Origin of the sequence: Streptomyces sp. NPDC048270, assembly GCF_040652335.1 — a bacterium.
Lineage (GTDB): Bacteria > Actinomycetota > Actinomycetes > Streptomycetales > Streptomycetaceae > Streptomyces.
Genome location: NZ_JBEZLV010000003.1, coordinates 357655 through 383043, shown reverse-complemented (window position 1 = coordinate 383043; position 25389 = coordinate 357655). Strand labels below are relative to the sequence as shown.

Genomic DNA, 25389 nt, shown 5'->3' with positions numbered 1-25389 from the left:
GGCGGGGTTCAGCGGGGCCGGATCAGCCCATGTGCGGGTAGCCGTACTCGGTCGGCGCGACCAGGGTCTCCTTGATGGAGCGGGTCGAGGTCCAGCGCTGCAGGTTGGTCGCGGCGCCCGCCTTGTCGTTGGTGCCCGAGGCGCGGCCGCCGCCGAAGGGCTGCTGGCCGACGACGGCGCCGGTGGACTTGTCGTTGATGTAGAAGTTGCCCGCCGCGAAGCGGAGCTTCTCCATCGCGTCCGCCGCCGCGTAGCGGTCCGCCGCGATGATCGAGCCGGTCAGCGCGTACGCCGAGACGGACTCCATCTGGGCCAGCATCGCGTCGAACTCGGCGTCCTCGTAGACATGCACGGCGAGGATCGGGCCGAAGTACTCGGTCGTGAAGACCTCGTTCTCCGGGTCGGTGCACGCGATGACGGTCGGGCGGACGAAGTAGCCCTCCGAGTCGTCGTACGTGCCGCCCGCGATGATCTCGCAGGTCGGGTCGGCCTTGGCGCGGTCGATCGCGGCCTTGTTCTTCGCGAAGGAGCGCTCGTCGATCACGGCGCCGATGAAGTTGGCCAGGTCGCGGACGTCACCCATGGCGATGCCGTCGACCTCGGCCGCGAAGGACTCCTTGAAGCCGTCGTTCCAGATGGAGGCCGGGACGTAGGCGCGCGAGGACGCCGAGCACTTCTGGCCCTGGAACTCGAAGGAGCCGCGGGTCAGCGCGGTCTTCAGGACGGCGCGGTCCGCGGACGGGTGCGCGACGACGAAGTCCTTGCCGCCGGTCTCGCCGACCAGGCGCGGGTAGGACTTGTACTTCTCGATGTTGTTGCCGACCGTCTTCCACAGGTACTGGAAGGTCTTGGTCGAGCCGGTGAAGTGGATGCCGGCCAGCTCGGGGTGGTTCAGGGCGACCTCGGAGACGGCGATGCCGTCGCCGGTGACCAGGTTGATGACGCCCTTGGGCAGGCCGGCCTCCTCCAGGAGCTCCATGAGGAGGACCGCGGAGTGGGTCTGCGTCGGGGACGGCTTCCACAGGACCACGTTGCCCATCAGGGCGGGGGCGGTCGGCAGGTTGCCCGCGATGGCCGTGAAGTTGAACGGCGTGATCGCGTAGACGAAGCCCTCGAGCGGGCGGTGGTCGCTGCGGTTCCACACGCCGGCGGAGTTCGCGACCGGCTGCTCGGCCATGATCTGGCGGGCGAAGTGGACGTTGAAGCGCCAGAAGTCGACGAGCTCGCAGGGGGTGTCGATCTCGGCCTGCTGGGCGGTCTTCGACTGGCCCAGCATGGTCGAGGCGGCGAGCTTCTCGCGCCACGGGCCGGACAGCAGCTCGGCGGCGCGCAGGATGATCGCGGCGCGGTCGTCGAAGGACATCGAGCGCCAGGCCGGGGCGGCGGCGAGGGCGGCGTCGATGGCCTCCTGCGCGTCGGCTCCGGTGGCGTTGGCGTAGGTGCCGAGCACCGACTTGTGGTCGTGCGGCTGGACCACGTCGAAACGCTCGCCGCCGCCCATCCGCTTGACGCCGTTGATCGTCATCGGGAGGTCGATCGGGTTCTCGGACAGCTGCTTGAGCTGCACCTCGAGCCGCTGGCGCTCCGGGCTGCCGGGGGCGTACGAGTGGACCGGCTCGTTGACCGGCGCGGGGACCTGGGTCACAGCATCCATGGGGCTGGTAACTCCTTGACCTAGTTCTTGGCTAGTTCTTGGTGATCATCGAGCGGAGGAAGAACAGGAGGTTGGCCGGCTTCTCCGCGAGGCGGCGCATGAAGTAGCCGTACCAGTCCGTCCCGTACGCGGTGTACACCCGCATCCGGTGGCCCTCGGCGGCGAGCCGCAGGTGCTCCTCGCTGCGGATGCCGTACAGCATCTGGAACTCGTACTCGTCCAGTTTGCGCCCGGCCTGGCGGGCGAGCTCCTGGCCGATGGCGATGAGCCGCGGGTCGTGGGACCCGATCATCGGGTAGCCCTCGCCGTCCATCAGGATCTTCATGATCCGGACGTACGCCTTGTCGATCTCGGCCTTGTCCTGGTAGGCGACCTCGGCGGGCTCCTTGTAGGCGCCCTTCACGATCCGCACGCGGCTGCCGGCGGCGGCCAGGCGGCGGGCGTCGGCCTCCGTGCGGAAGAGGTAGGCCTGGATGACGCAGCCGGTCTGCGGGAAGTCCCGGCGCAGCTCCTCGTGGATGGCGAACATCGAGTCGAGGGTGGTGTGGTCCTCGGCGTCGAGGGTCACGGTGGTGCCGATGGCGGCGGCGGCCTCGACGACCGGGCGGACGTTGGCGAGCGCGAGCTCGTGGCCGCCCTCCAGCGCCTGGCCGAACATCGACAGCTTGACGGACATCTCGACGGTCTCGCCGAGGCCGAGCTTTTCGAGGCGCCCGATGAGCTGGAGGTAGGCGTCCCGGGCGGCGTGCGACTGCGCCACCTCGGTGATGTCCTCGCCGACGACGTCGAGGGTGACCTCGAGGCCGCTGCGCGTGAGCTCCTCGACGATCGGGATCACCTGGTCGACGGTCTCGCCCGGGATGAACCGGTTCACCACGGGCTTGGTCACCGGAGCGGCAGAGACGATACGGCGCATTTTGTCGCTGCGTGAAGCGGCGAGGATCACGGGACCCAGCACGGGTGCACCTCCAGCGGGTGGCAGAAGAAAAGCGCAAGTAAAACCACCGTGAAACCTAAGGATCGGTTTGATCCTCTGCCATCGACAGCTGTCACGCATCCGTGTCCCGGATCTCATACATCTGTCTGAAGGGGGCGGTCCGGGGTGGGAGAATGTCCGGGTGAAGGGCGATTACCAGGACCTGGTGGACGAGATCTCGGCGCTGCTGGGCGCACCGGCGACGCTGGAGAACCGGGACTTCCGGCTGATCGCCTTCGGTGCGCACGACAGCGACGACGACCAGGCCATGGACCCGGTGCGGACCCGCTCGATCCTGACCAGGCAGTCCACGGCGGCGGTCCGGTCCTGGTTCGAGGGCTTCGGCATCGCCCGGGCGACCGGCCCGGTGCACATCCCGGCGGCGCCCGAGGCCGGGGTCTTCCGGGGGCGGCTCTGCCTGCCGGTGCGGCGGCGGGGGATCGTGCAGGGCTACGTGTGGCTGCTGGACCAGGATCCCGGCCCGGGGCCGGCGGAGCTGGCCGCGGCCATGGAGGTGGCCCAGCGCATCGGGATCCTGCTCGACGAGGAGGCGAAGGCGGGGGCCGACCTCTCGCGGGAGTTCCTGGCGGTGCTCACGGCCGCCCGGGGCTGGCAGCAGGACATGGCGGTGGCCGCGCTGCGGGTCGCCCTGGGCCCCGCCGCCGAGGGCCTGCACGCGGCGGTGTGCGTGGCGCCGTGGTCCGGGGAGGCCCCGGCGTCGGTGCCGGGCGCCGCGGCGCTGTGCGTGGTCCCCGGCGGGTCCGGCCCGGGCGACGCGGACGGCTCCGGCGGCGCCGCAGGCCGTACGCCGTCCGGGCGCGCCCCGGCCCTGGCCGTCCTGCTGAGGCTCCGCTCGGGCGACGCGCTGGCTCCCGCCGTGGCGGCGATGGAGCGGCTGCTGCCGCGGGCCGGGGCCGCGGACCCGCGGCAGCGGGCGGCGACGGCCGGGGTCGCCGACCCGGTCCGGGCCCTGTCCGAGCTGCCCGCCGCCTGGGAGCAGGCCGTCGCGGCGGCCCGGGCGGCCGTCGCGCAGCCCGGGCTGGGCCCCGTCGCCCGCTGGGCGCAGATCGGCCCCTACCGGCTGCTGGCGGCCGTGGCCGCCGGGCCGGTGGACGACCCGGCGACGCGCGCCCTGCTGGGCCCGGCCCACCGCGAACTCGCCCGCACCGCGGAGGTGTTCCTGGACTGCGCCGGCCAGGCCGGCCGCGCCGCGGCGGCCCTGGGCATCCACCGGCAGACGCTGTACTACCGGCTGGGCCGGGTGGAGCAGCTGACCGGCCTCGACCTGGACGAGGGCGAGGACCGGCTGCTGCTGCACATGGCGCTCAAGGCCGCGCGCCTGGCCTGAGGTCCTCCCCCGGGGCGGGCCCTAGGGGGCTTCCCCGATGCCCGGCCCGCCGTCTCTCGCCTACCGTCGCGGGCAGGTGACTACGGAGGCCCGATGAAGGCGATCGTCCAGGACCGGTACGGCCCACCCGATGTGCTGGAGTTCGGGGAGGTCGAGAAACCGGCCGCCGGCGAGCACGAGGTACTGGTCCGGGTGCACGCGGCCGCCGTCAACGCGCGCGACTGGCACCTGATGCGGGGCGACCCGTACGCGGCCCGGCTGGTCCTCGGGCTGACCCGGCCGAAGCAGCGGATCCGCGGCACGGACTTCGCGGGCCGGGTGGAGGCGGTGGGCCGGGGCGTGACCCGGCTGAGCCCCGGTGACGAGGTGTTCGGCGAGGCCGAGGGGACGTTCGCCGAGTACGTGTGCGCCTCTCAGGACGTGGTCGCCGTGAAGCCGCCCGGCCTGTCGTTCGAGCAGGCCGCGGCGCTGCCGCTGGCGGGGAGCACCGCCCTGACGGGCCTGCGCGATCTGGGGCGGGTGCGGGCGGGGCAGCGGGTCCTGGTCAACGGTGCGTCAGGCGGCGTCGGGACGTTCGCCGTTCAGATCGCCAAGGCGTTCGGGGCGGAGGTGACCGGGGTGTGCAGCGCGCGGAACGCGGACCTGGTCCGATCGCTCGGGGCGGACCACGTCGTCGACTACGCCCGCGAGGACTTCACCCGCGGCGGACCGCGCTACGACGTGGTGTTCGACCTGGTGGGGAACCGTTCGCTGGCCGGGCTCAGACGGGCACTGGTACCCGCGGGCACGCTGGTCCTGTCCGGAGGCGGCGTTTCGGAGGGCGGCAGCCTGTTCGGCCCGTTGGGGCTCCTCCTCAAGGGGCGGGCGCTGTCCCCGTTCGCCGGCCGCCGGCGGCTGCTGGTCCTGACGGCGGAGCCGAACCGGGAGAACCTGGAGGCGCTGGCGGAGCTCGTCGAGCGCGGGGAGGTCTCCCCGGCCGTCGAGCGCACCTATCGGCTCGCCGAGGCGGCCGAGGCCGTCCGCCACCTGGAAGTGGACCACGCCCGCGCGAAGGTCGTCGTCACGGTGTGAAGGCCGCCCCGCGGGCAGATCGGCCGGGCTGCCCCCGCCACCGGTGCGCGGCGTGCTCCCGCCCGGGCTGGCGCGAGGGCCGGCGGCCCGGCCGGCCCTCGGCCTACCGCTCGGGCTGCGCCGCGGGCTCCGGGCGCGCCAGCGCGGCCGCGGCCGCCCGCATGCCCTCGGTGAACTCCTCCGCGCTCGCCGCCGACTTCGGGTCCAGCAGCCACTGGACCATCAGGCCGTTGAGCAGCGCCTGGTAGAAGGAGCCCAGCGTCCGCTCCTGCCGCTCGGTGACCTCCTCCAGCGGGGTCCCGGTGAGCATCGCGACCAGGCCGCGGCGGCCCTCAACCTGCGAGGCCGCGAGCAGTTCCCGCAGCTGCGGCATCCGGTCGCCGGCCAGGGCGACCTCCAGGCCCGCCGACCAGACCGGACCGGCCGCCTCCCGGTGGGCGAGGAGCCCCTCCCAGACCGCGTGGAACCGCTCCAGCGAGCCGCCCCCGCCCTCCACGCCGTCCTGGAAGACCTCTCCCAGCTCCTGCATCAGGGCGGTGAAGGCCTGGGCGAGCAGCGCGTCCTTCGAGCCGTAGTGGTAGCCGATGGAGGCCAGGTTCGCGCCCGAGGCCTTCACGAGGTCCCGCGCCGTGGTGTGCACGAACCCCTTCTCGACCAGGCACTTCTTGGCACCTTCGAGCAGGTCCTCACGATGTCCCATGCCGCCCACCGTAACAAGACGGGCGTCTCAGACGGGCGCCCCAGACAGCAGTCCCAGACAGCAGTCCCAGACAGCCGTTCCATACAACCGTCACAGCCGAGCATTCACGATCGCGCCGACGGGGGCGCGCCGCCCGGGCCGTACGTACGACGCGGAAGGGCCCGGGGGAACTCCCCCGGGCCCTTCCTGCGGTTCCCGCGGATCAGCCGAGGCTGACCGTGCGCGCCGAGACGGCGCCGATCTCGGCGGCGATGTCCGCGAGGACGTTCGCCGGGACCTCGGCGTCGACCGTCAGCACGGCGAGCGCCTCTCCGTGCTCCTCCGCGCGGGCGACCTGCATGCCCGCGATGTTCAGACCGGCCTCGCCGAGGAGCTGGCCGACCTTGCCGACCACGCCCGGGCGGTCGGTGTAGCGCAGCACGACCATGTAGTCGGCGAGCGCCAGGTCCACGTCGTACTCGCCGATGCCGACGATCTTCTGCAGGTGCTTCGGGCCCGCGAGCGTGCCGGAGACCGAGACCTCCTGGCCGTCGGAGAGGGTGCCGCGGACGGTGACCACGTTGCGGTGGTCCGGGGACTCCGAGCTCGTGGTCAGGCGCACCTCGACACCGCGCTCCTGCGCGAACAGCGGGGCGTTGACGTAGGAGACCGTCTCGTCGACGACGTCCTCGAAGACGCCCTTGAGCGCGGAGAGTTCGAGCACCTTCACATCGTGCTGGGTGATCTCGCCGCAGACCTCGACGTCGAGGCGGACCGCGACCTCGCCCGCGAGGGCGGTGAAGATGCGGCCGAGCTTCTCGGCGAGCGGCAGGCCGGGCCGGACGTCCTCGGCGATCACGCCGCCCTGGACGTTGACCGCGTCCGGCACGAGCTCGCCGGCGAGGGCGAGGCGCACCGACTTGGCGACGGCGATGCCGGCCTTCTCCTGGGCCTCGTCCGTGGACGCGCCGAGGTGCGGGGTGCAGACGACCTGGTCGAGCTCGAACAGCGGGGAGTCCGTGCAGGGCTCCTTCGCGTACACGTCGAGGCCGGCGCCGGCGACCCGGCCCTCCTTGATGGCCGAGTACAGCGCGGCCTCGTCCACGATCCCGCCACGTGCGGCGTTGACGATGCGGACGGACGGCTTCACCTTGTGCAGGGCCTCGTTCCCGATGAGACCGAGGGTCTCGGGGGTCTTGGGCAGGTGCACGGTGATGAAGTCGGCGACCTCCAGCAGCTCGTCGAGCGTCAGCATCTTGACGCCCATCTGAGCGGCGCGCGCGGGCTGTACGTAGGGGTCGTACGCAACGATCTTCATACCGAAGGCCGACATGCGCTGCGCGACCAGCACGCCGATGCGGCCGAGGCCGACGACGCCGAGGGTCTTCTCGCTGAGCTCGACGCCCGTGTACTTGTTCCGCTTCCACTCGCCGTTCTTCAGGGCGGTGTTGGCCTGCGGGATGTTGCGGGCGGAGGCGACGAGCAGCCCGCAGGCGAGCTCGGCGGCGGTCACGATGTTGGAGGTCGGCGCGTTCACGACCATCACGCCGGCCTTGGTGGCGGCGGAGACGTCGACGTTGTCCAGGCCGACGCCGGCGCGGGCGACGACCCGCAGCTTCTTGGCGGCGGCGATGGCCTCGGCATCGACCTTGGTCGCGGAGCGGACGAGGATCGCGTCGACGTCGACGATCGCGGGCAGCAGCTCGGCGCGGTCGGCGCCGTTGCAGTGCCGGATCTCGAAGTCGGGGCCGAGCGCCTCCACGGTGGCGGGCGACAGCTCTTCGGCGATGAGTACGACAGGTTTCGAGCTCACGTGGGTCCTCACAGGTCCAGTGCGGACGGCCGTCCCGACGGCCGCAGGCGGTGGAGGGGGTAGCCGCGTGGAAGACGCACGACACTGTGGGCCTGACGCGTTGTGTTGAGCAGTGTAGTGGCGGCGGCGGACCGGATTTCCGCCTGTACGGAAGGATCACCCGTCCGTGGTTGGCCGCCTTGGACAAGCCGGGCTGTCGCGCGGCCGTCCGGTCATGTGCGGCGGGGCCGGAACGCACCGTCCCGGCCCCGCCGCCCACCCGATCAGCTCTCGCTGCTGTCGACCCAGCTCATCAGCTTGCGCAGCTTCTTGCCGGTGGTCTCGAGCAGGTGTGCCTCGTCGGCCTTCTTGTACTCGTTGTACTTCGGCAGACCGGCCTTGTACTCGGCCATCCAGGTGTTGGCGAACTCGCCGCTCTGGATCTCCGCGAGGACCTGCTTCATCTCGGCCTTGGTGGCGTCGGTGATGATGCGGGGACCGGTGATGTAGTCGCCCCACTCGGCGGTCTCGGAGACCGACCAGCGCATCTTCTCCAGGCCGCCCTCGTACATGAGGTCCACGATGAGCTTCAGCTCGTGCAGGCACTCGAAGTAGGCGATCTCCGGCTGGTAACCGGCCTCGGTCAGGGTCTCGAAACCGGCCTTGACCAGCGCGGAGGCACCACCGCAGAGGACGGCCTGCTCACCGAACAGGTCGGTCTCGGTCTCCTCGGTGAAGGTGGTCTTGATGACGCCGGCGCGGGTGCCGCCGATGCCGGCCGCGTACGAGAGCGCGAGGGCGAAGGCGTTGCCCGAGTGGTCCTGCTCGACGGCCGCGATACACGGAACGCCGCGGCCCTCCTCGTACTGGCGGCGGACCAGGTGGCCCGGGCCCTTCGGCGCGACCAGGGCGACGTCCACGTTGGCCGGGGGCTTGATGAAGCCGTAGCGGACGTTGAAGCCGTGGCCGAAGAAGAGCGCGTCACCCTCCTTGAGGTGGTCCTTGATGGACTCCTCGTAGATCTCGGCCTGGAGCGGGTCCGGGGTCAGGATCATGATGACGTTCGCCCATTCGGCGGCCTCGGCCACCGGGAGGACCTTCAGGCCCTGCTCCTCGGCCTTGGCCTTGGACTTCGAGCCCTCCTTCAGGCCGACGACGACGTCGACGCCGGAGTCACGGAGCGACAGCGCGTGGGCGTGGCCCTGGCTGCCGTAACCGATGACCGCGACCTTGCGGCCCTGGATGATGGACAGGTCGGCGTCGTTCTCGTAGAACAGCTCGGCCACTGGGATATCTCCTTGGTGCGCTGGTGTTGCTCCCACCGTACGGCGGGGAACGGAATCTGAGTTTCTCGGTCTCGCGATGCGAACGTCAGGCGCTGCGGTCGAGCGCGCGCAGGCTGCGGTCCGTGATGGACCGTCCGCCACGCCCTATGGCGATGGTGCCGGACTGCACGAGCTCCTTGATGCCGAAGGGTTCCAGCATCTTGAGCATCGCGCCGAGCTTGTCGGTACCGCCGGTGGCCTCGATGGTGACGGCCTCCGGGGAGACGTCGACCGTCTTGGCGCGGAACAGCTGGACGATCTCGACGATCTGCGAGCGGGTCTCGTTGTCGGCGCGGACCTTCACCAGGACGAGTTCGCGCTCGATCGCGTTGTGCGGCTCCAGCTCGACGATCTTGAGCACGTTGACCAGCTTGTTGAGCTGCTTGGTCACCTGCTCCAGCGGGAGGTCCTCGACGTTCACGACGATGGTGATGCGGGAGATGTCGGGGTGCTCGGTGACACCGACCGCGAGGGAGTCGATGTTGAACCCGCGGCGGGAGAACAGGGCGGCGATCCGGGCGAGGATGCCGGGCGTGTTCTCGACCAGGACGGAGAGCGTGTGCTTGGACATGTGAGGCGTTCTCTCTCTCGGCTCTCTCGGCTCAGTCGTCTTCGTTGTCGCCGAAGTCGGGACGGACGCCCCGGGCTGCCAGGACCTCGTCGTTGGAGGTGCCGGCGGCGACCATCGGCCACACCATGGCGTCCTCGTGGACGATGAAGTCGATGACGACCGTACGGTCGTTGATCGCGTTGGCCTCGGCGATGACCTTGTCGAGGTCGGCCGGGTCCTCGCAGCGCAGGGCGACGCAGCCCATGGCCTCGGACAGCTTGACGAAGTCCGGGACGCGGGTGCCCTTGCGGGGGGCGACGGACTCGCCGAGCTGGGAGCCGACGGTGTCGTGGCCGGTCTCGTCCGCGTGGAGCACGGTGTTCGAGTAGCGCTGGTTGTAGAACAGCGTCTGCCACTGGCGGACCATGCCCAGCGCGCCGTTGTTGATGATCGCGACCTTGATCGGGATGTTGTTCAGCGCGCAGGTGACCAGTTCCTGATTGGTCATCTGGAAGCAGCCGTCTCCGTCGATCGCCCAGACCGTGCGCTCGGGCATGCCGACCTTGGCGCCCATCGCGGCCGGGACCGCGTAGCCCATGGTTCCGGCGCCGCCGGAGTTCAGCCAGGTGCGGGGCTCCTCGTACTTCACGAAGTGCGAGGCCCACATCTGGTGCTGGCCGACACCGGCCGCGAAGACCGTGCCCTTCGGCGCGAGCGCGCCGATCCGCTCGATGACCTGCTGCGGCGAGAGGCTGCCGTCCGCGGGCAGGTCGTAGCCCAGGGGGTACGTCTCGCGCCAGCGGTTGAGGTCGCTCCACCAGGCGGTGTAGTCGCCGGCGTGGCCCTCGGTGTGCTCGGCCTGGACGGCCTGGATCAGGTCGGCGATGACCTCGCGGGCGTCGCCGACGATCGGGACGTCGACCGCGCGGTTCTTGCCGATCTCGGCCGGGTCGATGTCCGCGTGGATGATCTTGGCGAAGGGGGCGAAGCTGTCGAGCTTGCCGGTGACGCGGTCGTCGAAGCGGGTGCCGAGCGCGATCAGCAGGTCCGACTTCTGCAGCGCGGTGACGCCGGTGACGCTGCCGTGCATGCCGGGCATGCCGACGTGCAGCGGGTGGCTGTCGGGGAAGGAGCCGAGGGCCATCAGGGTGGTACAGACCGGGACCCCGGTCAGCTCGGCGAGGACCTTCAGCTCGGCGGTGGCGCCGGACTTCATGACGCCGCCGCCGACGTACAGGACCGGGCGCTTGGCCTGGCAGATGAGCTTCGCGGCCTCGCGGATCTGCTTGGCGTGCGGCTTGGTGACCGGCCGGTAGCCGGGCAGGTCCTGGGCGGGCGGCCACGCGAAGGTGGTCTTCGCCTGCAGGGCGTCCTTGGCGATGTCGACCAGGACCGGGCCGGGGCGGCCGGTGGAGGCGATGTGGAAGGCCTCCGCGATCGTCCGCGGGATGTCCTCGGCCTTGGTGACCAGGAAGTTGTGCTTGGTGATCGGCATGGTGATGCCGACGATGTCCGCCTCCTGGAAGGCGTCGGTGCCGATCGCCTTGGAGGAGACCTGGCCGGTGATGGCGACGAGCGGGACGGAGTCCATGTGCGCGTCGGCGATCGGGGTGACCAGGTTCGTGGCACCCGGGCCGGAGGTGGCCATGCACACGCCGACCTTGCCGGTGGCCTGCGCGTAGCCGGTGGCGGCGTGGCCGGCCCCCTGCTCGTGGCGGACCAGGATGTGACGGACCTTCTTCGAGTCCATCATCGGGTCGTACGCGGGGAGGATGGCGCCGCCCGGAATGCCGAAGACGGTGTCGCACCCCACCTCTTCGAGAGAGCGGATGAGGGACTGCGCACCCGTGACGTGCTCAACTGCGGCGGACTGCTGTCCGCCGGAACGGGGCCGCGGCTGCGGATGGTGGGCCCCGGTGGCCTGCTCGGTCATCGGCATTCTCTTCTCGAAGCTGAGGGTTTTACGAGGATTCGACTCTGTGCCAGTGCAACAAAAAACCCCTCGTGCCGGGAGGCAAGCGAGGGGAGCGCGTCGGGTGCGTTGAGCGGGGACATGCTGGTCCCAGCCTCAGCCGACGCGCTTTCCAAGTACGAGAATTCGGGTGCGCATGGCACTGACCCTCCCTCCGGCGGGAGGGTGATGTCAAGTAGGTGGGACGGGCGTCTCATTATGTGAGCCTCTGCGGATGGCCATCGATCCCCCGGACGAACCACCGGCCAGGGCGGGCTGGACCGCACCACCCGGTACTGGGAACGTACCGCGCACGAGCGCACGCCGCAGCCTGTATTCGTCGAGCGGGCCGGAGAAGGCCATTCCCTGGCCGTGCGTGCACCCCATGGCGCGCAGGGCCATGACCTGCTCGGGCAGGTCCACCCCGTCGGCCACCGATTGCATGCCCAGGTCGTTTGCGATCCGCAACAAACCGGCGGTGATCTTGTGGAGCCGGGCGGACTCGACGACGCCCTCCACCAGGCCCCGGTCCAGTTTCAGGACGTCCACCGGAAGGCGCCGCAGCGCGCTGATGGCCGCGTAGCCACTGCCGAAGCCGTCCAGCGCGATCCCCACTCCGAGCCGGTGCAGGGCGGTCAGGCGGCGTTCCAGATCGTCGAAGGGCACGCGGGGGTCGGATACGGCGAGCTCCAGGACCAGGGCTCCGGAGGGCAGCCCGTGCCGGGTCAGCAGCGCCTCCACGGAGCCGAGGGGCACGGCACGGTCGAGTAGCCGCTGGGCGGTCATCCGGACGGCCACGGGTACGTCGTGTCCGGCCCGGTGCCGGTCGGCGGCCTGCTCCACGGCCTGCTCCAGCAGCCAGCGCCCGAGCTCCGCGCTGCGGGCACTGGTCCCGGCGGGGAAGCCGGCAGGGGTGTCCGCGGCCGCGGCGGAGCCCTCGCTGTACTCGGCCACCCGGAGGAACTCCGCCGGGGTGAAGAGGATGCCCTGGGCCGAGCGCCAGCGGGCCTGCGCGGCCACGGCGGAGACCTCGCCGGTGGCCAGTGAGACCACGGGCTGGTGCAGCAGGGCGAACTCCCCCTCGTGCAGCGCGGTCCGCAGCCGCCCCGCCAGCTCGGCCTTCCGGACGACCTCCGCCTGCATCTGCGGGGCGTACAGCTCGACCCGGTCCTTGCCGCCCGCCTTGGCGCGGTACATCGCGAGATCCGCGTTGCGCATCAGGTCCGAAGGGGTGATGCCGGGGTCGGCGAAGGCCACGCCGATGCTCGCGGCGACCCGGACCTCGCTGCCCGCGATCCGGTAGGGCTGGGAGAGCGTGGTGCGCAGCCGGTCGGCGATCTCGTGCACCTGGTACTCCCGGGCGCTGCGGTCGCGGCTGCCGTCGCCCAGGATCAGGGCGGCGAACTCGTCCCCGCCGAGGCGGGCCGCGGTGTCCCCGGCGCGGACCGAGTCCTGGAGCCTGCGGGCGGCCTCGATGAGCAGCTCGTCGCCGGCCTGGTGGCCGATGGTGTCGTTGACCGCCTTGAAGCCGTCGAGGTCGATGAACAACACGGCCGAGCTGTGGTCGCCCGCGCGCCGGCCGGTCAGGGCCTGGCGGACGCGGCGGGTGAACAGGGCCCGGTTGGGCAGGTCGGTCAGCGGATCGTGTTCGGCGCTGTGCTGGAGCTGCGCCTGGAGGCGGACCCGTTCGGTCACGTCCCGGCTGTTGAGGATGAGCCCGCCCTGGTGCCGGTTGACGGTCGACTCCACGTTGAGCCACTCGCCGCCGCCCGATTTGAAGCGGCACTCGATGCGGGTGGTGGGCTCCTCGGTCGGCGGAGCGGCCAGGAAGCGGCGCACCTCGTGGACCACCCTGCCGAGGTCGTCGGGATGGATCAGGGTCGCGAGCTCGGTGCCGACCAGTTCCTCGGCCTCGCGGCCGTAGACCCCGGCCGCGGCCGGGCTCACGTACCGCAGGGTGCCGGTGGGCGCGGCGATCATGATGACGTCGCTGGAGCCCTGGACCAGGGAGCGGAAGTGGTTCTCCTTCTGGGCCAGTTCCTGCGTCAGCGCGATGTTGTCGAGGAGCATGATGCCCTGGCGGATGACGAGGGCGAGCACGACCGTGCAGCCGGTGAAGACGACCATGCGGTCGACCTTCCGGCCGTCCACGACGTTGTAGAGGATGCCCAGGGTGCAGACCGCGGCCGCGAGGTACGGGGTGAGGGCGGGCAGCGATCCGGTGATGGGGCGGCTGTGCGGCCGCTCGACGCGCCGGGCGCCGGCGGGCTCCGGCCCGGGATGGAGCCGCCGGGCGCCCCAGGGCGCGTACGCGAGCAGCAGCGAGCCGGCGAACCAGCCGGCGTCGAGCAGCTGGCCGGACTGGTACTCGGCGCTGAGTAGCGGCGAGGTGAACAGGGCGTCGCTGAGCACGGTCAGGGCGAGCGCGGCGATGGCGGTGTTGACGGCGGAGCGGTTGGTCTCGGAGCGCCGGAAGTGCAGGACCAGGACCATCGAGACCAGCGCGATGTCCAGGAGCGGATAGGCGAGGGAGAGGGCGGCGCGCGGGACGCTGCCGGGGGCGCCGGACTGGGCGGTCCGCGCCGCGTGGGCCAGCGCCAGGCTCCAGGAGAGGGTGAGCAGGGAGCCGCCGATGAGCCAGGAGTCGAGCCCGAGGCAGACCCAGCCGGCCCGGGTGACCGGGCGCTTGGCGAGGACGAGCAGGCCCACGATGGCGGGCGGCGCGAAGCACAGGAAGGCGAAGTCGGCCAGCGAGGGCTTCGGCACGTCCTGGCCGAGGATCACCTCGTACCAGCCCCAGACCGCGTTGCCGGAGGCTCCCATGAGGGAGGAGAAGGCGAAGAGCAGCCAGGCGGGGCGCTCACGGCTGTCGATCGCCCGCGCGTAGGAGTAGCAGGAGACCGCGGCGAGTAAGCCGGCCGCACTGAGCCCGAAGTCACCCATGATCTCGGCGACTTCCTCCGATCCCCAGTTGAGGGCGGCGCCGACGGCGTATCCCCCGCTGACCAGGGCGAGGAGCAGCTGCATGGCCAGGCCCCTGCCTCCGCCCGAGAGGGACGGCCGGTTCAGGAGCGCCGCCCCCTGGGCGCTCACCGGTCCCCCTCGCCCGCTGGTTCCGGTGCAGCCCAGTTTCGGCAACGTCGCCTCCGGCGGCTCTGCCACGTCGGATCCTTCGTCCATCGGCCGTGCATCGCCCGTCGCCCCCCAAAGTGTCCGATCACTCCCCAGCGCCAGACGTTCCTGGCGCAGCCCCTTCTTCCGGACGATACACCACTTTCGTCACTCAGCGACATAGCTTCTCTACGCTCCGTTACCAAGCGGGGAGTTGTGTCCACCGAGCGCACCCGGACGACAGCGGAGCGTGCGCACGGAGGGGGTCAGGTGGTGATCAGCACCGTGTGCTCCACGGGCTCTCCGGCGGCGAACCGGGTGAGCTGGCGCGCCAGCATGCGCTTGGCCCGTGGCTCGAAAGCCGTGCTGCTGCCGCCGACATGAGGCGTGAGCAGGACGTTCGGCGCGTGCCAGAGGGGGTGGCCGGCGGGCAGCGGTTCCGGGTCGGTCACGTCGAGCGCGGCGCGCAGCCGGCCCGACTCGACCTCGGCGAGCAGGGACTTGGTGTCGACGACGGGCCCGCGGGCGACGTTCACCAGCAGGGCGCCGTCCTTCATGCGACCGAGGAACCCGGCTCCGGCCAGCCCGCGGGTGGTGTCGTCGAGCGGGGTCGTCAGGATCACCACGTCGGCGCCGGGCAGGAGTTCGGGCAGGTCTGCCAGGGCGTGGACGGGTCCGCGCGGTGCGGTGCGCGCGGAGCGGGCGACGCGTGTGATCCGCTCGCACTCGAAGGGCGCGAGCCGGTCCTCGACGGCCGAGCCGATCGACCCGTAGCCGACGATCAGTACGGACTTGTCGGCGAGGGCGTCGTAGACCCCGAACCGCCATTCCTCGCGGTCCTGGCCGCGGACCATGCCGGGGATGCCGCGCAGGGAGGCGAGGGTCAGGGCGAGGGCGAGCTCGGCGGTGCTCGCGGTGTGCACCCCGGCCGCGTTGCACAGGCGCACCCCGGGCCGCAGGCTGCCGAGGCCGCCGAGGATGTGGTCCGTGCCCGCGGTGAGGGTCTGGACGACCTGGAGGGCGGGCATGGCGGCCAGCGGGCGCACGGTGACCGCGGGGGACTTCATGTAGGGGGTGGCGTAGAAGACGCAGTCGGCCGGATCGGCCGGGAAGGCGTCCTCACCGTCCCAGTGGCGGTACGTGAAGGACTCGGGCAGGCCGTGGATCTCCTCGGCGGGGAACGGGAGCCAGACGTCACGGGTCTTTACAGTCATGATCAGCAGGCTATGCCAGGCGTTCGGATCAGGCCGTTGGCTAGGTTGGTGCCGGACCGGGAGGGGGACTCAGGGGTGGAGCGCAGGTCGATCGGGGCGGGGGCGCTGGCGGTGGGCGCCGTCGGGCTCGGCTGTATGCCGATGAGCTGGGCGTACGCGCCTTCGCGGCGGCGGGGGCAGGAGTCGCTGGCGGCGGTGCACACGGCGCTGGACCTGGGGTCGAACCTGCTGGACACGGCCGATCTGTACGGGCCGTTCACCAATGAGCTGCTGCTGGGGCGGGTGCTGGCGGAGCGGCGGTCGGAGGCCTTCGTCTCGGCCAAGGTCGGGCTGCGGGCGGGTGACCAGCACGTGGTGGCCGACGGGCGGCCGGGCTATCTGCGGCGGGCCTGCGACGCGACCCTGCGGCGGCTGCGGACCGATGTCATAGACCTCTACCAGTTGCACCGGGTGGATCCGGACGTGCCGGTGGAGGAGACCTGGGGCGCGATGGCGGAGCTGGTGGGCGCGGGGAAGGTGCGGGCGCTCGGGTTCTGCGCGCTGGGGGCCGGAGCCGGGCCGGGGGCCGGGCGGCGCGGGGACCGGGCGTACGGGACGACCGTGCGGCACCTGGAGCGGGCGCAGCAGGTGTTCCCGGTGAGCGCGGTGCAGGCGGAGCTGTCGGTGTGGTCGCCGGAGGCGGCGTGGCAGCTGCTGCCGTGGTGTGCGGCGCGCGGGGTGGGGTTCCTGGCGGCGATGCCGCTGGGCAGCGGGTTCCTGACCGGGACGCTCACGCCGGGCGAGGGCTTCGAGTCGCAGGACGTACGGGCCCGGCACCCCCGGTTCACGGCGCACGCGATGGCCTCGAACCAGGAGCTGGTGGCGGGGCTGCGGCGGGTGGCCGGGCGGCACGGGCCCGGGGTCACGGCCGCGCAGGTGGCGCTGGCCTGGGTGCTGGCGCAGGGTCCGCAGGTGGTTCCGGTGCCGGGGGCCGACCGGGCGCGGTGGGCGGCGGAGAACGCGCGGGCGGCGGAGGTGCGGCTGACGGCCGGGGATCTGGCCGAGATCGCGGCCCTGCCGGTCGCGGTGGGAGCCTGGGACTGACCGGGCCTGCGGCCACAACCACTCGATCGGGTGTACGAGTGGTGGAACTTCGGGAACCGCCGGGGCTGTTGAGTCTGATGAAAGGGCAGGATCGGACGACCGGAAGGGAGCGGGGCCATGCGATACGGAAGTGCGCGCGGACGGCAGGCGGGGTACGGGGCTGCGGGCGGGCCGCGCAGGGGCGTGGTGGCGGCGGTGGCGCTGGCCGGGTGCGGCGCCCTGCTCGCGGCGGGGTGTTCGCCGGCGGGCGGGCCGAAGGCCGGGCCGGGGGGCTCTCCACCGGGCACGGCGGCGGGTTCCGGGTCACCCGGCCCCTCGGGCGGTGCGTCCGCCTCGCCCCAGGCCCCGGCGCCGCCGGCGAAGGGCATGGTGACGGTGACCGGCGAGGTCGCCAAGGGCCTGGAGTCCCCGTGGGGCGTGGCCCCGCTGCCCGGCGGGGACCTGCTGGTGGCCTCGCGGGACAAGGGGACGATCAGCAGGGTCGCGACGGGCTCGGGCGCGGTGACGCGGATCGGCGAGGTGCCCGGGGTGGCCCCGGGCGGGGAGGGCGGGCTGCTGGGTCTCGCACTGTCCCCTTCCTTCGCCTCGGACCGGCTGGTGTACGTCTACTTCACGACGGAGTCCGACAACCGCATCGCCCGCATGCGCTATGACGAGCAGCGGCCCGCGGGGCAGCAGCTGGGCGCTCCCGACACGGTGCTCCGGGGGATCCCCAAGGGTCTCGTCCACAACGGCGGCCGGATCGCCTTCGGCCCGGACAAGATGCTCTACGCGGGGACGGGCGAGACCGGTGAGACAGGGCTCGCGCAGGACAAGAAGTCGCTGGGCGGCAAGATCCTGCGCATGACTCCGGACGGGGACCCGGTGCACGGCAATCCGGAGCCGGATTCGGTCGTCTACTCCTACGGGCACCGCAATGTGCAGGGGCTCGCGTGGGACGCGGACAAACGGCTGTGGGCGGCCGAGTTCGGCCAGAAGGCCTGGGACGAGCTGAACCTGATCGAGCCCGGCGCGAACTACGGCTGGCCGCAGGCCGAGGGGAAGGCGGGCAGACCGGGCCTGCGGGACCCGGTGGCCGTGTGGAAGACCGACGAGGCCTCGCCGAGCGGGATCGCGTGGGCCGAGGGGTCCGTGTGGATGGCGGGTCTCAAGGGCAACCGGTTGTGGAGGATCCCGCTGGCCGGGGCGGAGCCGGTGGCCGAGCCCGAGGCCTTCCTGGAGGGGCAGTACGGGCGGCTGCGCACCGTGGTGCCGCTCGGAGGGGACCGCTTGCTGCTGGTCACGAGCGAGACGGACGGTCGCGGGTCGCCGGAAGCGGGCGACGACAGGATCCTGACACTGACGGTGCGGTGACCGGCACGGGCAATCCCCGCTGGGGCGGAAGGTGTGGTGGACGCGGTGTTCAACATGATCGAGGAGCTCTTCAACCCGGGACGCAAGCACACGGACGAGGAGAAGAAGCGGCTGGAGCTGTCCCGGGTCGACGTCAATGACGGGGACCCGGGACGGGGGCCGATAGACCTGGACTCCGGCCAGGTGCTCATACGCCTCGGTGAGCAGCCTCCGGCCGGGGGCTGAGCGGCCCGAGCGGAGCGAAGAGCCTCAGCCTGTGGGCGAGGGCGGCCGCCTCGCCGCGGCCGGCGACGCCCAGCTTGGCCAGGATGTTCGAGACGTGGACGCTCGCCGTCTTCGGGGAGATGAACAGCTCCTCGGCGATCTTGCGGTTGGTGCTGCCGGCGGCCACCAGGCGCAGGACGTCCCGCTCGCGGCTGGTCAGGCCGAGTGCCTCCACCGGGTCGGTCTCCGGTTCGGGCGGGGCCGGGGGCGTGTCGGCGGTCAGCGGGAGCCGGGCGCGCTGGGCGAGCAGGGCCAGGTCCTCACGCAGCCGGCGTGAGCCGAGCCGGCCGGCGGTGGCGTGGGCGTCGCGCAGCAGTGCGGCCGCCGCGTCACGGCAGCCGCCGGCGGCCAGCATGGCCTCGGCGAGCCGGTGGCGGGCGCGGGCCAGCAGGTACGGGCGCTCCAGCGGGCGGGCGGCCGCCTCCACGGCGGTCCAGTCGGCGACGGTGTCCCGGTCCTCCGCCCGCAGCAGCTCGACGCGCAGGTACTCGGCGTGGGCGGTCCACACCGGGACCGGGGTGGCGAGCGGTCGGGCGGCGGCGCGCAGCACGTCCAGGGCCGCGGCGCGGCCGGCGTCGGCGGCGGGCAGGCCCCGGGAGTCCGCCTCGGCGGTCGCGGCCGCGAGGAGGAGCGGCCAGGCGTAACGGTGCTGCCCGAGCGGGAAGCCGTACGCGATCGCGGCGGCCGTCTCGGCGCGCACGTCGGCGATCCGGCCCTCCCCCGCGGCGATCCCGATTGCGAGGCGGTAGAGCGGTATCCGGTGCTGGGGCTGGGTGTCGTGGGTGCCGAAGTGGCTGTGGGCGGCGGCGAGCTGGTGGGCCGCTTCGGTCAGCTCGCCCCGGGCCAGGGCCAGGTAGGCCAGCCGTGCGGAGGCGGAGCCGCGCGGGGCGGCGCTCTGGCCGACGAGCAGGGTGCGGCGGGCCGCGGCGGTGGCCTCGTCCCAGCGGCCGAGGCTGTAGAGGCTCTCCGCCATGTTGCCCCGCACCCATGCCTCGGTGTCGAACAGGCGTGACCGGCCGACGAGTTCCGCTCCCTCCTCGGCCAGCGCCACCGCTTCCTGCGACCGTCCCATGCTTTCCAGCTGAGAGGTGAGGTTGATATGCGCACGTCCCGCGAGCATCGTCAGGCCGAGTTCGGTGGCCCGGTCCTTGACCGTGCGCAGCTCGGTGAAACCGGCTTCGCCGGTACCGGCGTCGGTGAGGAGGCAGCCGACCGTGATCCGGGCGTTGAGCTCCACTTCCTCGGCGCCGACCATCCGCGCGTAGGCCACGGCGCGCTGGGCCGCTTCGAGGTTGCCGGGGCCCGGGTTGTGGAGCATGCCCCAGCCCGCGGCCCGGACGAGGACCTCGGCGTGCACCTGGGACGGGGGCAGACCCCGTACGAGCTCCTGCGCCTTGGCGATCTCCTCCCAGCCGTCGCTGCGGCCGAGGCCGGCCACCAGCCGGGAGCGCTCGGTCCAGAACCAGGCGGCCCGCAGCGGGTCGTGGCCGTCCTCCAGCGTCCTCAGAGCCGTCTTGGTGATCTTCAGGGCACGTTCCCGCTCGCCGCCGTAGCGGGCGGCGACGGTCGCCTCGGCCAGCAGGTCGAGCCGTTGCAGCGGGGTGCTGGCCGGGTCGCAGCCGCACGGCGGGTACACGTCGGTGTCGTCCGCCGGGCGCAGTGCCTCTCGGACGTCCTCCGGGGCGCTGTCCCACAGGTCCATGGCCCGCTCCAGCAGGCGCAGCTGCTCGGAGTAGGCGTGCCGGCGGCGGGCGGCCACGGAGGCGGCGAGTACGGCGGGCAGCGATTTGGCGGGGTCGTTGGCCTGGTACCAGTAGTTGGCCAGCCGGATGACCCGCTCCTCGGCGCGGATCAGGGACTCGTCGGCCTCCAGCGCTTCGGCGTAGTGGCGGTTGAGGCGGGAGCGCTCGCCGGGCAGCAGGTCGTCGCTCACGGCCTCGCGGACGAGCGAGTGGCGGAAGCGGTAGCCGTCGCCGTCGGTGGTGGCGAGCAGGATGTTGGCGCCCACGGCGGCGCGCAGCGCCTCGATCAGCTCGTCCTCGGTGAGCCCGGCGACGGCGCGCAGCAGCGGGTACTCGACGGTGGAGCCGCCCTCGGCGACGATGCGGACCACGCGCTGGGCCTCGTCCGGCAGGACCTCGACGCGGACGAGGAGCAGGTCGCGCAGGGATTCGGTGAGTCCGGCGCGGCAGCCGCTGGCCCTGGAGGCGACGAGTTCCTCGACGAAGAAGGCGTTGCCGTCGGAGCGTTCGAAGACGGAGTCGACGAAGTCCTCCTCGGGCTGCGAGGCGAGGATTCCGGCGAGCTGGCGGCGTACTTCGGCCCGGTTGAAGCGGGGGAGCTCGATGCGCTGGACGGTGCGCAGCCGGTCCAGTTCGGCGAGGAGCGGGCGCAGCGGGTGGCGGCGGTGGACGTCGTCGGCGCGGTAGGTGGCGACGACGACGAGCCGGCCGCTGCCGAGGGTGCGGAAGAGGTAGGAGAGCAGGTGCCGGGTGGAGGTGTCGGCCCAGTGCAGGTCCTCCAGGACGAGGACGAGGAGGCGTTCGGCGGCGAGGCGTTCCAGCATCCGGGCCGTCAGTTCGAACAGCCGGGCGGTGCTCTCCTCGTCGTGGGGGCCGCGGGGGGTTTCGCCGAGTTCGGGCAGGATCCGGGCGAGTTCGCCTTCCTGGCCCGCGGCAGCGGCGGCGAGCTCCTCGGGGAGTTCGCGGTGCAGGGTGCGCAGGGCCGTCGAAAACGGGGCGAAGGGAAGTCCCTCCGCCCCGATCTCCACACAGCCTCCGACGGCGACCACGGCGCCGCGGCGGGCGGCCTCACCGAGGAACTCCTCGGTCAGGCGGGTCTTGCCGACCCCGGCCTCTCCCCCGATGAGCATCGCCTGGGGCTCCCCGCCGGCGGCGCGGGTCAGTGCGTCGGTGAGCAGGGCCAGTTCGTCGGCTCGGCCGACGAACACCGGGCTGACAGATCTGGTCTCCACGTCGCCGAGCATCGCACAGACGTCCGGCCCGGCGGCACTCGTTATCGGTGCGCTTCTCATCACGCGTCAGTTCACGCGGGTCGCGGCGCGGGTCACGCGGCGCGGGCGAAGCGGCCGCGGTGTCCTCTCACCGCCCCTTCGGGCTCCTGGCTCCGCGAGGAGGCGCGGCGTGCCTTCTTGGCCTCCCGCGCCAGGCGGTACGCGTCGGCCTCGCGGATGAGGTCGGCGGTGCGGGCGGCTGCGATCTCGTACTCGAACATCTCGTACTCCCTGGTTGCGTTGCTCGGGCACCTCGTTCGGTGTGATCCGAGCTTCGCGTCCCAGGGGGTACCGGCACATCGGTCGCATGCCGCATCTGCCGGGGGCAGGGGGCCTTAGGCCGGGGCCGCGGGTCCCGCGGACGGGCTCAGGAGACCTAAGGCAGTGCCTAGCCGGCGGCCTTCGGGATGGCGAGGAGGAGGTCGAAGTACATGAGGACGAAGAGCAGGATGCCGAGGGCGCCCAGGGCGATGCCCGCCCAGGAGACGGACCGCACCCAGGTGGGGAGGGTGCGCTCGGGGGAGGCGAAGGCGGGCAGGGCCAGCACGAAGACGGCGATGATCAGGGCGACGGTGGAGAAGATGCCGTTCACCAGGGCGGTGGCGTGCCACGGGCCGACGAACTGGGCCGCGATCTGCGCGTTGGCGTCGGCGGCCTGGGACAGCTCGAGGCGGCCGGTGATGCTCCTGCGCTCGGACACGATGCCGGCGACCCAGCTGCCGCTGAGGGCGACGACGGACAGACCCGCGGCGACGATCGCGGAGGCGGCGGCTCCGACGTGGCTCGGCTGCGCGTCCTGGTCCTCGTCGAACGTGTCGTCGTCCAGGTCCCCGTCGGTGAGCGCGTCGTCGGCCTCGGCGGGCTGGGGGGTCTCGGCCTTCTCGAGGTCGACGGGGGTGGCGTCCGCCTCGGGGGCGTTCGGGGCGGGGGTCTTCGTGGTGTCCATGCGGGGCACCGTAGGCGGCCTGTCTGAGAGTCTCATGAGAAATGCGGCGGGCCCCGCCGGGGCGGGGCCCGGTCAGGTCTCAGGCGGGGCGGGCGGCGGCCCACTCGTGGGCGAGGACGGCCCAGATCTCGGTGCTCTGGCGCACGCCCCGGTGCAGGTGGTTCTCGCGCATGACGCCCTCGCGGGTCAGGCCGAGGCGCTCGGCGACCGCGATGCTCTTCTTGTTCCCGGTGGCGACGTGCCACTCCACGCGGTGCATGCCGCGCCCCTCGAAGGCCCAGTCGATGAGCACCCGGCAGGCGGCGGTGACCAGGCCGCGCCCGGCGGCGGCGGGCTCCAGCCAGCAGCCGACCTCGCAATTGCCGGAGGCGGCGTCGAAGGCCGGGTAGAGCACTCCGCCGACGAGCGTGCCCTCGACCCAGATGCCGAAGAAGCGGGTGCCGTCGTTCGCGGCCTTCTCGGCGTTGGTACGGAGCAGCTCGCGCGCCGAGTCCAGGTCGGTGGCGCGGTCGGGGAAGCCGACGAACTGGCCGATGAACTCGCGGCCGCGGTCCATGTGGGCGAGGAACTCCTCGGCGTGCCACACCTCCAGCGGCTTCAGCTGGGCGTCTTCGGCCAGGTCTATCGCGAACATGCGTGGAGTCCTTACGGCTGGTCAGCGGGACACGGATACGGGGTCAGCCGGCTCCGCGCTGTCTCCGCTCGGCCGCTGTGCCGGAAGTTTCGCATGCGGGCCGCGGTCCGGGGGCTCGATGCTGATCCGGGGCAGCCTGCGGTCGAGCCAGGCGGGCAGCCACCAGTTGGCGCCGCCGAGCATGTGCATCAGGGCCGGGACGAGCAGGGTGCGCAGTACGAAGGCGTCGAGGGCCACGGCGGCGGCGAGCGCGATCCCGAACATCGCGATGATCCGGTCGCCGCTGAGGACGAAGGCCAGGAAGACCGCGATCATGATGACGGCGGCCGAGTTGATGACCCGGCTGGTCTCGGCGAGCCCCACGCGGACGGCCCGCCGGTTGTCGCCGGTCTCCAGCCACTCCTCGTACATCCGGCTGACGAGGAAGACCTGGTAGTCCATCGACAGTCCGAACAGGACGGAGACCATGATCACGGGCAGGAAGGGTTCGATGGGCCCGGCACTGCCGAGGCCCAGCAGTTCGCTGCCCCAGCCCCACTGGAAGATCGCCACGACGACGCCGAAGGAGGAGGCGACGGCGGCGATGTTCATGGCGGCCGCCTTGAGCGGGATGCCGATGGACCGGAAGGCGAGCAGCAGGAGGACGCAGCCGAGGGCGACGACCACGGCGACGAAGAGCGGCAGCTTGCCGACGATGACCTCGGCGAAGTCGTCGTAGCCGGCCGTCACGCCGCCGACGTGGACCTCCATGGAGTTGTCGTGCGCGGCGCGCGGGATGACGTCCTCGCGCAGCCGGTCGACGAGGTCGCTCGTGGCCCGGGACTGGGGGGCGGAGTCGGGTACGACGGTGAGGACGGCGGTGTCCCCGCTCCGGTTGAGGACCGCCGGGCCGGTGGCGGCGACGCCCTCGGTGGTGCGGAGTGCTTCGGCCAGCCGGTCCACGGCAAGCCGGTCGCCCGCGCCGTCGAGGCGGGCGACGACGGTGAGCGGGCCGTTCGTGCCGGGCCCGAATCCTTGCGCCAGCAGGTCGTAGGCCTGCCGGGTGGTGGAGGCGGCCGGGTTGTTGCCCTGGTCGGAGGTGCCGAGGTGGAGGGAGAGCGTGGGCAGGGCCAGCACCGCCATGACCGCGGTGGCGATGACGCCGAGCAGCTTGGGGCGGCGTTCCACGAAGGCGGACCAGCGGGCGGCGAAGCCGGTGGTGTGCTCGGGGCGCGGGCCCTCGGCTGCGAGCCTGCGGCGCTCGCGCCGCGACAGGGCGCGGGTGCCGATGCAGGAGAGGAGGGCGGGCAGCAGCGTGACCGAGGCGGCGACCGTGAGGACCACCGTCACGGAGGCCGCTATCGCGACGCCGTCCAGGAAGTTCAGCCGCAGCACCAGCATGCCGAGCAGCGCGATGCAGACGGTGGCTCCGGCGAAGACGACGGCCCGGCCGGTGGTGGCGACGGCGTTCTCCGCGGCCTCCTCGACGGGCAGCCCGCGGGCCAGGCCCTTGCGGTGGCGGGTGACGATGAACAGCGCGTAGTCGATGCCGACGCCGAGGCCGACGAGGGTGCCGAGCATGGGGGCGAAGTCGGCGACGGGCATCGCGTGGCCGAGCAGGGTGATGCCGAAATAGGCGGTGCCCACACTGACCAGGGCGGTCGCGATGGGCAGCAGGCTGGCGGCGAGCGAGCCGAAGGCGAGGAAGAGGACGAGGGCCGCGACGGCGACGCCGATGGCCTCGGCGAGGTGGGCGGTGGGGGCCTCGGTCAGCGCGATGGCGCGGCCGCCGAGTTCGACCTGGAGGCCGTCGGCCTCGGTGCCCGGGTTCTTCGCCGCGTCCACGACGGCCTTGGCCTGGGCCTTGGGCACGGCGTCGGCCGGGCGGTCGAAGGTCACCACGGCATAGGCGGTGCGGCCGTCGGCGCTGATCCGGGCGGCACTGTCGGGGCCCGGGCCGTAGGGGCCGGCGACCGATCCGACGCCGGGGAGCACGGCGACGGCGTCGAGCGCGCGGGTCATGCGCTGCTCGACGCCGGGGGTTCGGACGTTCTGCTGCTCGGGGGCCCGCCACACGATGGTGTCGGTGTCTCCGCCCTGGCCGTGGAAGCCCGCGCGGAGCAGGTCGTGCGCCTTGCCGGACTCGGTGCCGGGGACCTCGTAGTCGTTGGAGAACGCCGATCCGGCGGTGACCGCGGCCGCCGCGGTCCCCCCGAGGGCGAGCAGCCAGATCATGACGGCGAGGAGTCGGTGCCGCATGCACCACCGTGCGAGCGCTGCCAACGGACGTGCTCCCTGAGGGGTCGGATCTTTACCGGGAGACAGCCCGTCGCAAAGAACGCGTGAACTCGTGAAGGCGGCCGGGATCCGAGGGGTCGCCCCGGGGTCCCGGCCATGATGGTCTACACCTCAACGATCTCAGCGTTTCGTGATCGTTGGCCCCTTT

19 protein-coding genes are annotated in these 25389 nt (G+C 72.2%); 5 read left to right on the top strand and 14 right to left on the bottom strand.

Annotated elements, in window-relative coordinates:
- Positions 1 to 22: 22 nt before the first annotated feature.
- Together pruA and AB0D66_RS04970 are read right to left on the bottom strand one after the other, a co-directional pair.
- Positions 23 to 1654, bottom strand: coding sequence for an L-glutamate gamma-semialdehyde dehydrogenase (gene pruA / locus AB0D66_RS04975; protein ID WP_362296678.1), 1632 nt, complete (start codon positions 1652 to 1654; stop codon positions 23 to 25).
- 31 nt (positions 1655 to 1685) lie between these two features.
- Positions 1686 to 2612 (bottom strand): proline dehydrogenase family protein, encoded by a 927-nt coding sequence (locus tag AB0D66_RS04970; protein ID WP_362296675.1) that lies wholly within the window; start codon positions 2610 to 2612, stop codon positions 1686 to 1688.
- A 160-nt stretch (positions 2613 to 2772) separates the two neighbouring features.
- On the opposite strand from AB0D66_RS04970, the gene AB0D66_RS04965 reads away from it, so the two are divergent.
- Both AB0D66_RS04965 and AB0D66_RS04960 read left to right on the top strand, forming a co-directional pair.
- Positions 2773 to 3978: a helix-turn-helix domain-containing protein gene (locus AB0D66_RS04965; protein ID WP_362296671.1), complete on the top strand. Its 1206-nt coding sequence runs from the start codon at positions 2773 to 2775 to the stop codon at positions 3976 to 3978.
- Between the two features lie 93 nt (positions 3979 to 4071).
- Positions 4072 to 5049, top strand: a complete 978-nt coding sequence (locus AB0D66_RS04960) for an NAD(P)-dependent alcohol dehydrogenase (protein ID WP_362296668.1) — start codon at positions 4072 to 4074, stop codon at positions 5047 to 5049.
- Positions 5050 to 5152: 103 nt separating this feature from the next.
- Here AB0D66_RS04960 and AB0D66_RS04955 read toward each other — a convergent pair whose 3' ends face one another.
- The 7 genes from AB0D66_RS04955 to AB0D66_RS04925 all read right to left on the bottom strand — a co-directional run bounded on the left by AB0D66_RS04955 (position 5153) and on the right by AB0D66_RS04925 (position 15671).
- Positions 5153 to 5749, bottom strand: coding sequence for a TetR/AcrR family transcriptional regulator (locus tag AB0D66_RS04955; RefSeq protein WP_362296665.1), 597 nt, complete (start codon positions 5747 to 5749; stop codon positions 5153 to 5155).
- A 202-nt stretch (positions 5750 to 5951) separates the two neighbouring features.
- Complete coding sequence (serA, locus tag AB0D66_RS04950) at positions 5952 to 7541, bottom strand: phosphoglycerate dehydrogenase (RefSeq protein ID WP_362296663.1); 1590 nt, start codon at positions 7539 to 7541, stop codon at positions 5952 to 5954.
- A gap of 263 nt (positions 7542 to 7804) precedes the next feature.
- The gene (gene ilvC / locus AB0D66_RS04945; RefSeq protein ID WP_362296661.1) at positions 7805 to 8806 is read right to left on the bottom strand and encodes a ketol-acid reductoisomerase; all 1002 of its coding nucleotides are present in this window, start codon (positions 8804 to 8806) and stop codon (positions 7805 to 7807) included.
- 85 nt (positions 8807 to 8891) lie between these two features.
- Positions 8892 to 9416: an acetolactate synthase small subunit gene (gene ilvN / locus AB0D66_RS04940; RefSeq protein ID WP_069922074.1), complete on the bottom strand. Its 525-nt coding sequence runs from the start codon at positions 9414 to 9416 to the stop codon at positions 8892 to 8894.
- Between the two features lie 31 nt (positions 9417 to 9447).
- The gene (locus AB0D66_RS04935; protein ID WP_362296657.1) at positions 9448 to 11334 is read right to left on the bottom strand and encodes an acetolactate synthase large subunit; all 1887 of its coding nucleotides are present in this window, start codon (positions 11332 to 11334) and stop codon (positions 9448 to 9450) included.
- Positions 11335 to 11538: 204 nt separating this feature from the next.
- The gene (locus AB0D66_RS04930) at positions 11539 to 14373 is read right to left on the bottom strand and encodes an EAL domain-containing protein (protein ID WP_362296784.1); all 2835 of its coding nucleotides are present in this window, start codon (positions 14371 to 14373) and stop codon (positions 11539 to 11541) included.
- A 350-nt stretch (positions 14374 to 14723) separates the two neighbouring features.
- The gene (locus tag AB0D66_RS04925) at positions 14724 to 15671 is read right to left on the bottom strand and encodes a 2-hydroxyacid dehydrogenase (RefSeq protein WP_362296654.1); all 948 of its coding nucleotides are present in this window, start codon (positions 15669 to 15671) and stop codon (positions 14724 to 14726) included.
- Positions 15672 to 15746: 75 nt separating this feature from the next.
- On the opposite strand from AB0D66_RS04925, the gene AB0D66_RS04920 reads away from it, so the two are divergent.
- From AB0D66_RS04920 to AB0D66_RS04910, 3 genes are all read left to right on the top strand, one after another.
- Positions 15747 to 16754 (top strand): aldo/keto reductase, encoded by a 1008-nt coding sequence (locus AB0D66_RS04920; RefSeq protein ID WP_362296651.1) that lies wholly within the window; start codon positions 15747 to 15749, stop codon positions 16752 to 16754.
- Positions 16755 to 16871: 117 nt separating this feature from the next.
- Entirely contained in the window at positions 16872 to 18107 is a 1236-nt protein-coding gene (locus tag AB0D66_RS04915; protein ID WP_362296648.1) for a PQQ-dependent sugar dehydrogenase, read from the top strand.
- 36 nt (positions 18108 to 18143) lie between these two features.
- Positions 18144 to 18332: a DUF6191 domain-containing protein gene (locus AB0D66_RS04910; RefSeq protein ID WP_362296645.1), complete on the top strand. Its 189-nt coding sequence runs from the start codon at positions 18144 to 18146 to the stop codon at positions 18330 to 18332.
- Here the strand turns inward: AB0D66_RS04910 and AB0D66_RS04905 are convergent.
- From AB0D66_RS04905 to AB0D66_RS04885, 5 genes are all read right to left on the bottom strand, one after another.
- Positions 18295 to 21357, bottom strand: coding sequence for a BREX system ATP-binding domain-containing protein (locus AB0D66_RS04905; protein WP_362296642.1), 3063 nt, complete (start codon positions 21355 to 21357; stop codon positions 18295 to 18297). The two genes, AB0D66_RS04910 and AB0D66_RS04905, sit on opposite strands and share 38 nt — an antisense overlap.
- Before the next feature lie 80 nt (positions 21358 to 21437).
- The gene (locus AB0D66_RS04900; protein ID WP_362296639.1) at positions 21438 to 21605 is read right to left on the bottom strand and encodes a hypothetical protein; all 168 of its coding nucleotides are present in this window, start codon (positions 21603 to 21605) and stop codon (positions 21438 to 21440) included.
- Positions 21606 to 21772: 167 nt separating this feature from the next.
- The gene (locus tag AB0D66_RS04895) at positions 21773 to 22330 is read right to left on the bottom strand and encodes a hypothetical protein (protein WP_362296636.1); all 558 of its coding nucleotides are present in this window, start codon (positions 22328 to 22330) and stop codon (positions 21773 to 21775) included.
- Positions 22331 to 22409: 79 nt separating this feature from the next.
- Entirely contained in the window at positions 22410 to 22964 is a 555-nt protein-coding gene (locus tag AB0D66_RS04890; protein ID WP_362296633.1) for a GNAT family protein, read from the bottom strand.
- A gap of 21 nt (positions 22965 to 22985) precedes the next feature.
- Positions 22986 to 25226, bottom strand: coding sequence for an MMPL family transporter (locus tag AB0D66_RS04885; protein WP_362296630.1), 2241 nt, complete (start codon positions 25224 to 25226; stop codon positions 22986 to 22988).
- Positions 25227 to 25389 lie beyond the last annotated feature (163 nt).